8 protein-coding genes are annotated in these 15,880 nt (G+C 42.3%); 3 read left to right on the top strand and 5 right to left on the bottom strand.

Features of this window, described 5'->3' with window-relative positions; genetic code table 11:
- Positions 1-1,181 precede the first annotated feature (1,181 nt).
- Genes CA2015_RS00560 through CA2015_RS00550 form a run of 3 tightly spaced genes read left to right on the top strand, consistent with a single transcriptional unit; the run spans position 1,182 to position 8,092 of the window.
- Entirely contained in the window at positions 1,182-4,253 is a 3,072-nt protein-coding gene (locus CA2015_RS00560) for a DUF7133 domain-containing protein (RefSeq protein ID WP_048640123.1), read from the top strand.
- A 24-nt stretch (positions 4,254-4,277) separates the two neighbouring features.
- Complete coding sequence (locus CA2015_RS00555) at positions 4,278-5,687, top strand: right-handed parallel beta-helix repeat-containing protein (RefSeq protein WP_053086625.1); 1,410 nt, start codon at positions 4,278-4,280, stop codon at positions 5,685-5,687.
- 32 nt (positions 5,688-5,719) lie between these two features.
- Positions 5,720-8,092 (top strand): alpha/beta hydrolase family protein, encoded by a 2,373-nt coding sequence (locus tag CA2015_RS00550; protein ID WP_157470228.1) that lies wholly within the window; start codon positions 5,720-5,722, stop codon positions 8,090-8,092.
- Positions 8,093-8,450: 358 nt separating this feature from the next.
- Here the strand turns inward: CA2015_RS00550 and CA2015_RS00545 are convergent, their stop codons facing one another.
- From CA2015_RS00545 to CA2015_RS00525, 5 genes are all read right to left on the bottom strand, one after another.
- Positions 8,451-8,969, bottom strand: coding sequence for a DinB family protein (locus CA2015_RS00545; RefSeq protein WP_048640121.1), 519 nt, complete (start codon positions 8,967-8,969; stop codon positions 8,451-8,453).
- Between the two features lie 240 nt (positions 8,970-9,209).
- Complete coding sequence (locus tag CA2015_RS00540; RefSeq protein WP_048640120.1) at positions 9,210-11,525, bottom strand: aminotransferase class III-fold pyridoxal phosphate-dependent enzyme; 2,316 nt, start codon at positions 11,523-11,525, stop codon at positions 9,210-9,212.
- A complete protein-coding gene (locus CA2015_RS00535; RefSeq protein ID WP_048640119.1) occupies positions 11,522-12,637 on the bottom strand; it encodes a sialidase family protein in 1,116 nt (371 codons plus the stop codon). Before CA2015_RS00535 ends, CA2015_RS00540 begins: the two co-directional genes overlap by 4 nt.
- The gene (locus CA2015_RS00530; RefSeq protein ID WP_048640118.1) at positions 12,634-15,132 is read right to left on the bottom strand and encodes a sodium:solute symporter; all 2,499 of its coding nucleotides are present in this window, start codon (positions 15,130-15,132) and stop codon (positions 12,634-12,636) included. The genes CA2015_RS00535 and CA2015_RS00530 overlap by 4 nt, the downstream gene beginning before the upstream one ends.
- Before the next feature lie 5 nt (positions 15,133-15,137).
- Positions 15,138-15,869, bottom strand: a complete 732-nt coding sequence (locus tag CA2015_RS00525) for a phytanoyl-CoA dioxygenase family protein (RefSeq protein ID WP_048640117.1) — start codon at positions 15,867-15,869, stop codon at positions 15,138-15,140.
- Positions 15,870-15,880 lie beyond the last annotated feature (11 nt).

The raw sequence follows: 15,880 nt of genomic DNA, 5'->3' as shown, positions 1-15,880 counted from the left end.
CTGCGACCAGGCTTTGAAAATGGTATTTGTTAAAAACTTTTACCACATTAATTATTAAACCAATCCCAGAAGTAGGATCAATCTACGACTAGGCTTATAGCGAAAGTGAACTTGTTTTTCGTAACACTGTTCAACCCCATCCGGGGTTGTGGGAAAGGTAGGTAACAGCTTTTCCGTGAGTTTCCACTCACGGTTATTATTGTTCAGGTCCTTCAGACCTGGGATTTGTGAGGTAATTGAAGTTAACGATTTAAGTTTTTCAACAAGTCCATTATTACGAAACCAAAGAAGCCTGTAGTGCTTTAACAATATTAGCCATGGGTGGCAACCCATGGACGGTGTCCAGCCCAGGAATTCCTCAACCCCGGAGTGGGTTCGTTTAATTTTTTAAAGCAACAGATGGTCTTCCGGATGTACTTTTCTTTTGACAATAAGGAGTAGATGCAATCTACTCCTAGTGGTGATAATTAAGTGTATAGGTAAGTTGTAAAAATGCAAATTTGTATTTATATAATATTATTGTAATCCTCTAAAATGAGAATGTAGTTGGATAAAATGCAATTGTAAGCTGCTAAAACGGAAATGTAAGTGGGGAAAACGCAATTGTAGGTGGGAAAAACGGAAATGCAAGTCGGAAAAACGCAATTGTAGACGGGAAAAATGGAAATGTAAGTGGGAAAAACGCAAATGCAGGTGGGGAAAACAGAAATGTAATCAGCTAAAACGCAATTGCATGTGGAAAAAATAGAGATGTAAACTGAGAAAATGCATTTGTAAGGTGCGAAAACCAAAATGTAACGGGCATTTTTCTTATAGCAATGATGATTAACCCAAGCTTATTTTCACATCGTCGTCAAACCCATAGTAAATGGACGCCTCCCCTGACATAAAAGCTGTGTGGAAACCTGAATTTTGGCTAAGGTTTTAGTCCAGACCGTTTATCAAATTTAGGCTTACCCAAATTGATCTAAAAGCGTCTATTGTAGGTCTTTTGTTTAAATATGTTTAATTTAATTGCTGTTTATTTCACTCCAGATTAGGTAAAAAAATCCCGGTTCTTTTAGGGCCGTGAATGCAATAGGTAATAGAAAAGCAATTGCCTATTTGTGGTTCAATACAATTTAAAATAAAACAATAGCACATGCAGGTCCATTGACTCATGTGGTACAATTTAATTTACTATGCATCTAAAACATTTAAGGGTATCCATTTGGTTTTTACTGCCCCTGCTCATTTTCAGTTGTAAAAAAGAGTCCGAATTAGGAATCAAGGACCTTGCGGCCAATGAGGACGTGGCCAATTTTATGGAAAATTACAAGGGAAGAGGTGTTTTGACCGATAGCCTGGCAACCCCTACGGCTCCTGAAGATGTGCTAAAGGATTTCACTATTCCGGAAGATTTGTCTTTGGAATTGGTGCTTTCAGAGCCTGAAATTGCTCAGCCCATACAGGTTAGTTTTGACCATAAGGGTAGAATGTGGGTGGTGCAATACCAACAATACCCTTATCCCAAAGGTTTGAAAATTACGGCCATTGACAACCATACCCGTGTAAAGTTTGATAAAAAATTGGATCCCCCACCTGCAGGAGCCAAAGGAGCAGATAGAATTACTTTTTTTGAAGATACTGATGGGGATGGCAAATACGATAAAAGTACAGATGCCATTTCCGATTTGAATATTACCACAGGCGTAGCTCTGGGAAGGAAGAAAATCTGGGTGTTAAGCCCTCCTTTTTTATTGGCCTATGCGGACGAGAATGAAGATGGATTACCTGAAGGTGATCCTGAAGTGCATTTGGAAGGGTTTGGTTTGGAAGATACCCATGCGGTTGCCAATAGCTTGAGATGGGGGCCTGATGGCTGGCTTTATGGTGCGCAGGGAAGTACTACTACCGCCAATATCAACTCAAAAGTTTCTAAAAACGTGGCCTTCCTTGGTCAAGCGATCTGGCGTTACCATCCGGAGACCAATGTTTTTGAGCTTTTCTCCGAAGGAGGAGGAAACAATGCCTTTAATGTTGAAATGGACCGAAAGGGTAGAATTTACTCAGGAACCAATGGTTACGATAGAGGTCCTTATTACAAACAAGGCGCCTACTATATCAAAAGCTGGGGCAAACATGGTCCCTTAACCAATCCTTATGCTTTTGGCTACCTGCCCAATATGCCTTTGGATGGAGAGAAAAAGAGATTTACTCATTCTTTGATCAAGTATGAAGGTGCTGCCTTGCCAGCCCATTACAATGACCTGATGTTTGCTATTAATCCCTTGCATAATTTTATTCAGCTGACAGCCTTTACAGCCAAGGGTTCCTCTTTTGAAAACGTTGACAAGGAAATCGTTTTGTCCACTACGGACAAGTGGTTTAGGCCTGTGGATATCAAGTTGGGGCCTGATGGAGGCATTTATATTGCTGACTGGTACGATAGCAGGTTGTCCCATGTGGATCCCAGAGATACCTGGCACAAAACCAGTGGAAGAATCTACAGGCTAGGGCCTAAAAATGAGGACAAGCCCATGCAATCCTTTGATATAAGCAGCTATTCTAATGAAAAGTTGGTGCAATTGCTTTCCCATAAAAACAAATGGTTCCGTCAGGAGGCCTTGAGACAGTTTGGCGACCGGAAAGATCCAAGTAGTCTTCCGCTATTGGTCAAATTGCTACAGACAGGAAATGAACAAGAGGCATTGGAAGCCCTTTGGGCCATAAACCTTACTGCGGGCATAAACGATGAAATCGGTAAAATGGGACTGAATCACAAGGATCCTTTTGTAAGGATGTGGACAGTAAGGCTGCTTGGCGACAAGCAAAACCTTAGCCCAGCCATGTTCCAGGAACTTCAAAAACTTGCAGCGAAAGAGTCACATCCAGAGGTGAGGTCACAACTGATGGCTTCGGCCAAAAGACTGCCTTCCAACCAGACTTTTTCACTTATAGAAAACTTGCTGAACAACCATGAGGATAGCGAGGACCCTGATATTCCATTGTTAACCTGGTGGGCTTTGGAAGAAAAAGCAACCTCGGATAGAGAAGGTGTTTTGGCCATGATGGCGGATGATAAAATATGGCAACATCCAATTATGGAAAAGGTACTGCTAGGCAGGTTAATGCAGCGGTACATTATGGAAGGTGGCGAGGAAAACTTTGCCATAGCTACCCAATTATTGGAAGAAGCACCTTCACCTAAACATGTTAAGATACTGATTGAAGGACTTCAGGAAGGTTTATTGGGAAGAGAGATGGTAACCCTTCCAGATAATTTGCTGAAAATATTAGAGAAAAACAATAAGGAATTGGGCGATTCTCCGCTTACCTTAGCCCTAAGGCGCAGGGAAGAAAAAGCCTTGGCAGAAGCATTGAAGATTATCAAAGATCCTAATGCGGAAATCGGATTAAGGTTGTCCTATATTCAGGTCTTGGGAGAAATCAATCAGGATGAAGTGGTTCCTGATCTTTTGAATCTGGTTAAAAATAGCCAATCTTCTCCTGTCATCAAGCAAACCGCACTGCATGCCTTGCAATCTTACAACCAAAAGGAAATTGGTGAACAATTGGCAAAAGCCTACCCCGGATTCAGGGACAATGTCTATGTGAGGGAAGCTGCCATTTCTTTGTTTGCCAGTAGAAAGGAATGGGCGATGGACTTTTTCAATGAAATCGAACAGCCCAAAACCATAAGCCCAGATGACGTAGAGTATCACCTTGCCAGACGATTCAGGTTGCTTCAGGATGAGGAAATCAATGCAAGAGCTGATAGAATATGGCCAGAAAGTAAATTGTTGACTTCGGAAGAAAAGACCAAAAGAATCAATGCCTACGGTAAGTTGATTGGAACAGGTGAGCAAAATGTAAAGAAAGGGCGAACACTTTTTTTAAGCAATTGTGGTTCCTGTCACCAATTGAATGGAGAGGGTGGGGTATCCGGTCCGGAGCTTACCGGCTATGATCGATCCAACCCAGATTACCTGCTTTTGCATATTGTTGATCCAAATGCAGACATCAGAGAAGGGTATGAAGTTCAACGAATTGTGACCACTGATGGCCGAATTCTCGAAGGAAGGCTAAAATCACAGAGTGGAGGAACGATTACCATTGAACCACCACTAGGGGGTAAATCTACCGTTTTGTCTCAGGAAAGAATTGCGGCCATGGAAGTACAGCAAACGACCTATATGCCAGAGCGGATATTGGAACCCCTTTCAGATGAGGAAGTAAGTGACCTTTTTGCCTATTTGATGCAGGTTAAATAATTGTAAACCCAATACTATTTTAATATGATAAATTCCGGTAAAAGGAGAAAGTTTTTGACGGTAGCAGCTGCAACATTGGCTTCATTTGCCGGGACACAGCAATTGTTTGGAAAGTCCACAGTTGCCTCTCCTTCTAACTTAAAGGGTGAGGAAATTAACGTAAAGCATTTTGGTGCCAAAGGAGATGGCAAAACAGATGACACAGCAGCGATCCAAAAAGCAGTTGCCACAACAGGGAATCGTTTGTTTTTCCCAAAAGGTCATTATAAGATTTCTAAAACCATTTTAATTGATCTGGCAAAAAAGGGCTACGCCAGCATTAGGGGAAATGGTGATGCACAGGTGATTATGGCTGGTGCCGGTCCGGCATTTAAAATTGCAGGGACTCATTTTGGCTCAGCTGATCCTGAGGGATTTGAAAAGAAGGTTTGGTCTTCAGAGCGAATGCCTATAGTAGAAGGTTTGTCTATAGAAGGACAGCATAAAGCGGCTGTAGGCATTGAAGCCATAGGCACCATGCAGTTGACCATCACAAGGGTACAAGTAAGGCATACCCTTCATGCCATCCATCTGAGGGAAAACAATAGGAATTTAATCATTGCTGATTGTCACCTTTACGAAAACCATGGCATTGGCGTCTTTTATGATGGAGTCAATTTGCACCAATCCAATATTACGGGAAGTCATATCAGTTATAACAAGGAAGGTGGAATTGTCACCAAAGGGGGCAATATCAGGAATATACACATTACAGGCTGTGACATAGAAAGCAATATGGGTTCAGACAAAGCCCCAACTGCGAATGTGCTGATTGATTGCTCAGGTAGTGCAGTTGGAACAGCAGAAGTAGCCATTACGGGTTGTACCATTCAGCATAACCGCAATGCGCCCAATTCAACAAATATTCGAATTATTGGAAAAGATCAATCGGGAATTGGCAGTGAAAAAGAGCGCTGGGGAAATGTAACCATCACCGGAAATGTGTTGAGTGATGTGATGGTAAATATTGACTTGCAATATTGCAGGGGAGTGGTAGTTACCGGCAATACCATTTGGCAAGGCTATGATTACGGCTTATTGATGGAGGGCTGTAGCAATGTAGTGTTTGGATCAAATTTATTTGATGCCAATGCCAATTATCCTTCCGGTACGCTTCCGTCCAATAAGTTATTGGTCACCAATAGTGAGGATTGTATCTTCACAGGGGTGCAGGTTTATGGTTCCAAGGACAGCCCAGGTCTTGTTGTGCGTGATTCAAAGCGTATAAATATTGGGAATTGTAGCCTACTGAGTTGTGAAAAGGTGGGACTCTTGTTGGACAATGTTACAGATAGCAAGGTTTCGGGATGCATGATTACATCCTTAAACCCAAATGACAGTTCTTTTGAACCCATTCAATCCATTGGTGGACATGGAAATAAAATAACGGAATAACCCCAGAGGTTTAAACATAATCGAATAGAAAGATGCATGTAATTTGCTTTTCAAGGAGTAGGATTTGGCTTGTTATTTTATTGATGATGACAGGAGTCTTTGGGGAAAGTTTGGGCCAAACTGAACATGAATTCCCTTTTCAGGCGCGTTTGTTGGACGAGAAATTTGACTTGCCCAATACCATGATGAAGGGAGTAGGGGATTTTTTGGACCAGGCCCTTCAGGAAAGCAAGGCAACAAGAAATGATTTTTGGCAAAGGGATTTTACAAGTCCTGCAGCTTTCAATCAATCAATTGCCTCCCAAAGACAAGAATTACAGCAGATTCTAGGGCTTATAGACGAGAGATCCATTCCTTTTATGAGCTACCAGGAAAGTGGAGTGCTTGAACCCTATACTTTCGAGAATGAAAAATACACCATCTCTGCAGTAAAATGGCGGGTATTTGACGGAGTGTTTGGCGATTTTTATGCTGAAGGTTTGTTGATCAGCCCCAAAGGGGAGACCAAAGCCAGGGTAGTCTATGTTCCAGATGCAGCCACATCGCCAGAGGTTGTCGCGGGTATGACAGGGGAAGGTGAACCAGGTTTTGGTAGGGCTGCACATATGGCAAGAAATGATGTTGAGGTGCTGGTTCCTGTTTTACTTAACCGAAAAGACACTTATTCAGGAAGTACCATACAAGGAAAATTCACCAACCAAACCCATAGAGAGTACATTTACAGACAGGGCTTTATTCTGGGCAGGCATGTGATAGGCTATGAATTGCAAAAAGTATTGGCAGCAGTAGATTGGTTCCAAGCAAAAAATGAACAGATGGGAAAACCACTGAAAATCGGTGTGGCCGGGCATGGAGAAGGAGGGATGCTGTCCCTTTTTGCGGCGGCCTTGGATCCCAGGATTTCCGCATCCTTGGTAAGTGGTTATTTTGACCAAAGAGAAGATATATGGAATGAACCTATTTATAGAAATGTCTTTGGCTTATTGAAAAAATTTGGGGATGCCGAGCTGGCGGTCATGAGTTGGCCGCAAAAGTTAAACATTGAAGATTCTTTGTATCCGGAAGCTTCAGGCCCACCGGCACCATCAGCCGGAAGGACTGGTGCTGCTCCTGGAGTCTTATCAATTCCGGAACTTTCTTCGGTGAAGGCAGAGTGGCAAAGGGCAGAAGCAATGCTTCCCAAAGGCAAAAGTAACCTTCGGTTTTTTGAGGGACGCAATGCTTTAGGAAATGGTGAGCAATCAGATAAATCCCTGTCAGTGTTTTTGAAGGATTTGGGGATAGAAGCTGAATTAAATGAAAAGAATATTTCTTTATTAAGCAGTGGCTTACCGAGTCATTGGCTTAATGTTGAACACAGGCAAGAAAGGGCTGTAAGAGCTATGGAAAACCATATGCAGCAACTTATTCCTGCTTCTGAGACTATTCGGGACAATACTTTTTGGCAGACCCTTGATAGCAAATCTGGAGATTTGAAAGCCATAAAATCAGCCCATAGGGCAAGGTTATGGGAAGAATTAGGGAAGTTGCCCGATCCGAATGTGCCAAACAATACAGAAGCGAGATTTTATGCGGAAACAGAAGGTTGGACAGCCTATGAAGTGAAACTGGATGTTTGGGAAGGTGTTTTTGCCTGGGGGATTTTACTGGTGCCTAAAGGAGTAGACCTAACAATGCCTTTGCCGGCTGTGGTTACCCAGCATGGCTTAGAAGGTTTACCCAAAGATGTCTTGACCAAAGATAAGACTGAAAGGGCATATAAACCCTATAAAGGATTTGCTTCAGACTTGGCAGACAGGGGCTATGTGGTATTTGCCCCTCACAATTTGTATTGGGGAAAGGATAATTTTAGGGTATTACAAAGAAAAGCAAACCCATTGGGCTTGTCCCTTTACTCTATCATTACAGGTCAGCACCAACGTATTGTAGACTGGTTAGGTCAGCAGGATTTTGTGGATTTGGAGAGAATTGCGTTTTATGGCCTGTCCTATGGCGGTAAAACAGCCATGCGGGTTCCAGCCCTAGTTGAAGGTTATGCGCTGTCTATTTGTTCGGGTGATTTCAATGAATGGGTGCGAAAAGTAGCAAGCACAGATTATGAGGCTTTCAACAGTTATCCTTTTACCGGAGAGTATGAAATTCCTGAGTGGAATCTGGCCAATACATTCAATTATGCTGAAATGGCTGCCTTAATTGCTCCCAGACCATTTATGGTGGAAAGAGGCCATAAGGATGCTGTCGGTACAGACAAATGGGTGGCTTATGAATATGCCAAAGTCAGAAGGCATTACGCAAATATTCAACAGGAAGGTGCCACCACCATCGCGTATTTTAATGATGGACATACCATTAACGGAATTGAGAGTTTTGCCTTTTTGGACAAGTTTTTAAAGAATGCCAAATGAGTTTGAATCTCAAGGATTAAAATATCACGGAAAAAAATCCCCCTCTGTCCCTCCGCCACGGCGGAGGGCTTTTTGTGCTTTCAGGAATGATAGTGTCGTAACTGATTTACATTAATTCAGCCCGTATCAAATCAGCCATTCAATCTAAAATTCCCATTTCCGCAACTCCCCCTTGACAAGAGGGCAAAGCCTGTTCCGATCAAAATCGGGAGGGATTTGTACAGATATATCACTGTTTATCAGTGTGTTATTTCATTAGAAGGTCTCCCAATTACCGGATCCTATGCGGAGCCGAAGGAATAGGAATTTGAGTATGTACCCCTAAGGCTTCGGCTCCGCTCAGCCACCGCTAGAGAAATTAAATACCTCTATAACCCGGAGGGTCAATGCCTTGCGCCCTTATATAAGCTATGGCTGCACCTCTATGGTGAGTAGTATGGTCATCCAGCAATCCTACCATTTGTCTACGGGTGATTTTTCCGGCAAAAGAATCTATTTTTTCGGATAATTGTGCTTCGGAAAGGGAAGCAATGGTCTTTTTACCATAGTCATAAGCATTATTGATAAATTCTTTCATCTCTGCTTTGGTTTGAGGCTTTGCAGAAGGATCGAAATCCATTTCACCACCTAGCAAAAATCCCTTTGAGATATTGGCTGCAGCAGCACCTATGTGTGTGATTTGCTCCCTGAAAGACATGGCAGATTCATGGAGTTTATCGTCTAACTTGTCATCAGGCATTTTATCAATGGCTTCAAGGGTAAAAGCCTTGCTGTTTTCCCATTTGGCCAGAAACTCTTCCATGGTAGTTTGGGCATGGCTACTCGCCATTCCAATAAGAAGAAAAAGAGCGGTTAGTAGAATGTTTGTTTTTTTCATTGTTTTTGGGTTTGGATTAAAGCTAAAGTTCGGGAATTATTTTTGTATTTCTATGGGCTGTCCAATTATCATAAGCTTAAACTATAAAATGTTTACGTGAAAAATCCCCCTTGGTCCCTCCGCCGCGGCGGAGGGATTTTGTACTTTCAGGATTGATGGGTTCGTTACTAACTTTCAATTGAGTCAGCCCATTTCAACTTCAGCCATTCAGCCATAAATTCCCATTTCCGCAAATCCCACCTACAACAGCCGCGAAAAACCACTATGGGCCTTTTCTTCTTTGGGCCATTTTTCAAAACTGTTCTCTTTTATGACCTGACTTAAGCTTCCAAAGGTTTCTGCCAAGGCCTGTTTGTAGGCAGCGATGATTTTTTCATTGTGGGCAAGCGTAGGGTAAAAGGAAGTGCCTGCAAGAAAGCCTTTGGAAAGCATCTGTTGGGTAAAGATGGTTCTTAACATTTCACTTTCAGGATGGTCAAAACTAAAGCTTGTCAAAGCAGGGAAGCCTTTGACTTGTAGGGGAAGGTTTTCACTAGTAGCGGTTGTTTGCAAGATTCCCTGAACTTGTTGGCCAGAATGCTCAATGGCCTTTTGGACATCCTGCTTCTCCATTTCAGCAATGGTGGCCAATGCGGCTACTGAACCCAAACTCTCTGTCCAATAAGTGCTACTGATAAAGGATCGCTGAGCTCCTTCCATGGCAGCCTTGCTTCCTATAACTGCCCCAATGGGACACCCATTTCCTAAAGCTTTGGCAAAAACAGCCATGTCGGGTTCAATGCCATACTTCAAATGCATGCCACCAAAATGCAAACGCCAACCCACTGTAATCTCGTCCATGATCAGCAAGATTCCATGTTTCTTGGTGATGGACCTGATGGCTTCCAAAAAACCTGGAGCAGGATTTTCATACCTGCAAGGTTCCATTATCACTGCTGCCAGGTCCGGTTGTTGGTCTATGATTTCCTGAAAGGCCTCCAGGTCATTGTATTTGAACGGGAAAGTTGTATTTCTCAGCGCATCAGGAACACCTTCGGGACTTAATCCGGGTAATAAATGGCCTTTGAGGGCATCATTTTCTCCCAGGTTCGCGGCTAGGTACCAGTCCTGCCAGCCATGGTAACCACAAAGGGCGATTTTATCCCTGCCGATAGTTGCTCTCGCGATTCTTACTGCCACTGCACAGGCTTCTCCACCGCCTCTGACAAACCTGGCTTGATCTGCCCAAGGATGAATAGCACAGAGTTTGTCTGCCAATGCTACCTCCTCAGGAGGGTTGAGCGAACACATATTCCCTAGGTTTACTTTTTTAATTATGGCCTTATTTATTTCAGGGTGGGCATAACCCAAAATACAAGAACCCACGGCATTGGTGGAGAAGTCATAAAAGTGTTTCCCATCCAAATCCCAAATCTCACATCCTGAAGCTTTTTTGAAATAGGGTGGCCAATGATTGGGCGCCATGTTTTCAGGTCTTTTGCTTAGTAGCTGGGTACCTCCGGGGATTCTGGTTTTTGCATGTTTGTAATAAGCTTGATTAGTTGTTGGCGAATGCTCATTTAGCCCGAGTAAATGCATGGCATTTCCCCAAAATATTAAACCCAGATCCGATTTATCTAGGCCAAAATTATTCGCAGCTTCCTTCAAGGCGTTGAGGGACTCTAAACCTACCAAGGTAGGTTTGCCCCATGCTTGGTCCCAATTGCAATTGTTTTCATCCAACCAAATAAAACCATTGCCTATACTTATACATTTTCCTCGGATTTGTGAGACCGGGAAGTCAGTACCAAACATTAATTTTTCCGGACCGAAGTATTTCAATATGGGTAATATTGCCTGCATTTCACAGATCCCTGACATGTCAAACCAAATATTAGGAATGCTGTTCAGGAATTTTGCCCCTTCAGCATGCAAGGCATGAAAACTTCTCCCACAATGCGCCAGAATCAATTTTACATTGGGGTATTTCAAACAGAGTCTTTGAATGTCTTCGCAGTTTTTAGGATCAAGCAAGGCCTTGTCCTTCATGATGTGCAACATGATTACTGCTCCGTGTTCATGCGCCGTAGCCCAGATAGGTTCTGGTAAAAATCCTGTTATGCCCGACTGAGAAGTTGGAGTTTCGGTACCATACACATGGTAGGGTTTGAATCCGACTACTTTGGCATGTGAAAGCCCCAGCTCCAATTCTTTTTGGGAGGTTTCCGGTTTCACCAGTATCAATCCTCTGGATAAGGTTGACTTTTCCAGTTCATCAAACAGGAATTGATTGGCGGCGGATAAATTAACCTTAGGCAAGGGGGCAGGGAAAAACAAGCCACCCAGGAGGGAAGCTTTTGGAAGCAATTGTTGGGTATAATCTTCCCACTGCCCATAACCAGCTATCTCCGGGCCACTGTTCCAAAAACTATTCTCAGGAGCATTTAGGTCAGCTTTCCTATACCAATGGGCATGAATGTCAAAGAACTTCTCAGTAATAAAAGAGTCCAGTGCTTCTATTGCAGACAAGTCTTCAGAGCGTAATTGCCAGGGTTTGTTATTTTGGGCTAGGGTCATATTTGAAATTCCATCCAATGAATAGAGGTGTTGTCCGTACTACTTCCTGTATAAAAATAGGCCCATAATTTATCCGCACTAATTTTTAGCAGATGGGGATGACCTGTAGTAAAACGATACATTTCATCCCAGGCCTGATTTAATTCCATGTTTTCACTGTCTTGCCCTTTTCCAGGTTGCTTGTACAAGGGAAAGGATTTTGGGTAAGATTTTCCATCATCATGGCTGTTCCTGATAGTGATGACTGGGGCTTTTCTTCGATCAATATCAATGGTGAATATACCTTTTTCCCCCATGTCCACCGGGCTACCGGGTTGTCCATAGATGCCAGTGTCATAGGGTAGGGACCAGCTATTACCGAAGTCTGAGGATAGGGAAGCATGAATGTTTTTATAAGACTGGCTAACCCCATCAAAAGTCCAAAAGAAGTTGATCAGTTTGCCCGATTCCTTCATCACAGCAGGGCGTTGGTCCCAAAAGAATTTCTGAGGATAGTTGGTTACTTCAATCATTTCTCCCCAAGTTTTCCCAAGGTCTCTGGAAAAAATAAGTGCAGACCTATGTATCCAAGGTTTAGGATCCTGTGCATATTTATTGATCTCAAATTGGCAGGCAATCCTACCGTCTGCCAGCATAAGTGGAGCTCCTGTTAATGGAGTAGGTCCATTGGCTTTGGAAGTGTCCATAAATTTTGGCTCGCTCCAGGTAGCACCATTGTCTTGAGATAGACAATGAAAAATCCGTGTATCCTTTAGGTGTTGATTGGATGGTTCGTAAAAGGGTTGATTGGGCTCTGAGTGATCCACCCAATTGGCTACTAGTAGTACATTTTCTCCGTCTAATGGTAATAAATACAAGGAATGTGCCCTGCCTGGCTTTCCATCTATGGGTTTGAGCTGGAAAGGTTCAAAGGCTTCTCTCCAGGTCAGTCCTCCATCATCTGACCAGGTCAATAAAGCTTTTTGATGTACGGGGTCTGTTTTAATTTCTCCTGCCCTGTATCCGGCCAGTATTCTTCCAGAAGGAAGCAATGCAATATTAGGGAAGGTGTTACTCTTTAAGTAACTAAGTTCACCTATCCTTGGTAGTACTCCTTGTCTTATGACTTTCATTTTCCCATTATTTTCTCACTTCTTTTCTGCATGGTATCTTGATTCCCTAAAAATTTATGGTCAATATAACTGAATACTATGCCTGCTGCTATACCTGAGAAAAGGGAAGCAGGGGTAATAAAGAGTACTTCTATGTCCATAAATTTATAAAAGGCGATGGCTATAGCAATGCCAATACTCACCAAACCTCCAAGGAATACTCCTCTGGCTGTTGCAAATGGAATAAATAGTGCCATGAAAAACAGAACAAATAGAGGAGAGACGAATAGGTTTACCACTTTGACGATTACATCATAAAGATTTCCTTCAACCTCACTAATTAACAGGCTTAAAGCAAGGGTAAAGATTCCAACAAATAAAGAAAGCATTCGTATTCTTTTCAGCTGGTCTACCTTTTTTGGTTTTGATTTCCTTGAAAATCTTTTGATGAGGTCTTCTGAGATGACAGAGGAGGTTGCACTTAATCCAGAGGACAAGCTAGACATGGCTGCAGCAAGAATTCCGGCAGCCACTAAGCCTGAAATACCTATGGGTAGACCTACAAGTATGAACTTTGGAAATAAAATGTCAGCATGGGTGGATACCGACTCTCCGGCAGCAAGGAATTGTGGATTGTCCAAGAAGTAGGCCAGCACAGCAAGGCCAACGAGTCCCAAAAGGAATTGAGCTACAAAGGAGGTGATCAATGAAACGGCAAAGGTTTTTCTGGCTGTTTGAATATTTTCCGTTGCAAGAAAACGCTGAATGGACATTTGGTCAGAACCCGATGAAGCCACATACCAAATAACTGTCATCAGTAAGGCGTTCCCTATGCTTAAACGTTCCCTGGCATCTATACCCCATTTGTATTCACCCCAATGATCCAGCCAATGTGTCGGTATCCATGAAGTAGCTGAACCAAAATAAACACTTATCAAAACAATGGTTAGCAAGGCTCCTCCCAGCAAAACGCAAGATTGAATCACATCTGTAAATACCACAGCCTTCAAACCACCCATGGTGGTATAAATAATGGTTACGCCAATTAAAATAAAACTTATCCAGATAATGTTGGAGGTACTGTCTTCAAAGCCAAAAATTGAAATGATTGCTGTATTTACAGTGATGAAAATAATGGTGCCCATCCATAGGAAACGCAGGGATAAAAAGAAAAAGGTAGCCAATAAACGTATGCTTACCCCCAAATTGATCTCTAGAATTTCATAGGCAGAGGTCACTTTTAGTTTCATAAAGCGTGGAATCAGAAACCAACCAACTATATAATAGATAAGAGGAAAAGCCAATACGCCTGAGAAAATGACAGGGCCATATTTGATCATCTCTCCAGGGGAAGACAGGTAACTTAATGAACTTAGCAAAGTAGCAAAAAGCGATAAACCTACAGCTATAGGATTCATCTTGCCACCGCCTAATAAAAAATCCTTTTCATTTTTATTTTTCTTTGAGAAGATGTATCCAATTACCATCATTCCAAGCATATAGATCAGAACGATAGCCCAATCTATGGTGGACAATTGGTGGGTTGTTTGCTCCATGTGAAGCAAGGCAAAAGCTGCAGTTGCCATCACATCGGCATTTGAAGCTTTGGTTTCAGCATTAATCTCAGTACCAATGGGATTGTCGTTACGTAGGTACCCTAGCAATATGGATTGATGGGACCAATCCCCCTTATGTGCGATCGTTAATGCCAATGCCATTCTATCGCCTTTATTATCGGACTGCTGTAGGGCAAATATTAAATCTTCAATTTTTTTATAGGACTCAGACTTTTGATGTTCAGGTCCTGCCCAATAGTAAGCGGCAGTAAGCAGGTGAATTTTTGCAATGGAAGAACTGGGTTCATCGAGTGCCATTGTCGCAAGGGATTCCCATCTTTCTTCTGAAATATTTCCTTCAATTTTCAGGGCATAGGCAGCTTGTAGTCTAGGGATTTCCTCTTCGATGCCTAATAGCAAGGCTTCTAGCATTGGGTTGTTAGATTTTTCTTGGCCTTGCATACTGGCCCAAAGGGTATATACCCAAAGACTTCCTTTTTCTCCTTTAAGGATTTTGTCCGTGGTAGCTTTGGCTAAAGTACTGACGGGGACGCCCAACTTGGCTAAGGTTTCTGCTGCATGTATTCTGTCGCTGGCTTCTGTATCGTTAAATACGGCTATGATTTTGTCTATGTATTGCTGTCTTTCAGCTTCTGTAGGAGCAGATTTAGCCAATACTCTCCAGATGCCAATTCTATAGGGAGCCTGATTTTCATACAAAGCAAGTTGCTTTAAAAATGTATCGTACACCCCCTCAGGTAGCCCTACTTGTAATTTATACTCGGCAGCATGAACTTTCACCCATTGTTCTTCCTCCTGCATCACCTTGTTCAGCACCTCATAAGAAAGATTTTTATCCTCTTCTGAGAGCATATTGTTTTTTTCTCCACAAGAAAAGAGGACCATCGAAGTGATTAAAAGGAAGCTTAAATAAGCAAATATTCTTAAGGAGTGATACATTGATATTATTTGTTTAAGGAGGCTATGTAAGCTTTTTTGGCAATGAGGTCTTCTTTGGCGGATTCTCCAAAATAAATCAGTCCTAAGGCTTTCCTACTTCTATTTATACTGGTGTTTGGTGCTGCTCGGTGGATAGTAAGGGCATGATGAACCAATACATCTCCAGGATTTGTTGCTATAAACTCTTCATTTTCTAGATCCGAAGGTGTTCCAAAATCTACGATTTCCTGAGAAAAGCCTATGGTTCCGGATTTTCTATGTGTTCTCACACCATTCAAATGAGAACCTTTGACATAGCTCACCCAACCATTGTCTTTATCCACTTCCTCTAGGGAAATCCAGAAGGTGACAGCTGACATGGGATTCAGCATAAAATAATACCCGTCTTGATGAGGAGGAGTTGCTTTTCCGATTTTGGCAGGCTTATTAAAAAATTCCACTGTCTTACCTACTACTTTTTCACCCAGTAGCTCAGCAGCCAGGGCTGAAAATTTACTTTCAAAGAGAATGTTTTTGAATAAAGGATCATATAAGTGGAGATCCTGAATCATTTTTACCCCTTGCTTATTTTCTGTATTCTCGAATTTGATGTGTCCTGTAGGGATGTCCTGCAATCCTTCCTCTACAATTTTATCCAACCTGGACTTAATTTGGTTGGTTTCAATCTTGTCTAAAAACCCTGGGAAGTACAGGTAACCATCCTGGTCAAACTGCTTTTTGCTCTTTTGTTTTTTCATAAGTCTGCTTC

Source organism: Cyclobacterium amurskyense (assembly GCF_001050135.1).
Classification (GTDB): domain Bacteria; phylum Bacteroidota; class Bacteroidia; order Cytophagales; family Cyclobacteriaceae; genus Cyclobacterium; species Cyclobacterium amurskyense.
Note: the sequence above shows the minus strand (reverse complement) of the source record. Positions and strands in the feature narration are given on the sequence as shown.

Bases quoted from the DNA above. Each gene is read 5' to 3' on its own strand.
- CA2015_RS00535 (WP_048640119.1), bottom strand. From the start codon at position 12,637: ATGAAAGTCATAAGACAAGGAGTACTACCAAGGATAGGTGAACTTAGT.
- CA2015_RS00525 (WP_048640117.1), bottom strand. From the start codon at position 15,869: ATGAAAAAACAAAAGAGCAAAAAGCAGTTTGACCAGGATGGTTACCTG.
- CA2015_RS00540 (WP_048640120.1), bottom strand. From the start codon at position 11,525: ATGACCCTAGCCCAAAATAACAAACCCTGGCAATTACGCTCTGAAGAC.
- CA2015_RS00560 (WP_048640123.1), top strand. From the start codon at position 1,182: ATGCATCTAAAACATTTAAGGGTATCCATTTGGTTTTTACTGCCCCTG.
- CA2015_RS00545 (WP_048640121.1), bottom strand. From the start codon at position 8,969: ATGAAAAAAACAAACATTCTACTAACCGCTCTTTTTCTTCTTATTGGA.
- CA2015_RS00555 (WP_053086625.1), top strand. From the start codon at position 4,278: ATGATAAATTCCGGTAAAAGGAGAAAGTTTTTGACGGTAGCAGCTGCA.
- CA2015_RS00550 (WP_157470228.1), top strand. From the start codon at position 5,720: ATGCATGTAATTTGCTTTTCAAGGAGTAGGATTTGGCTTGTTATTTTA.
- CA2015_RS00530 (WP_048640118.1), bottom strand. From the start codon at position 15,132: ATGTATCACTCCTTAAGAATATTTGCTTATTTAAGCTTCCTTTTAATC.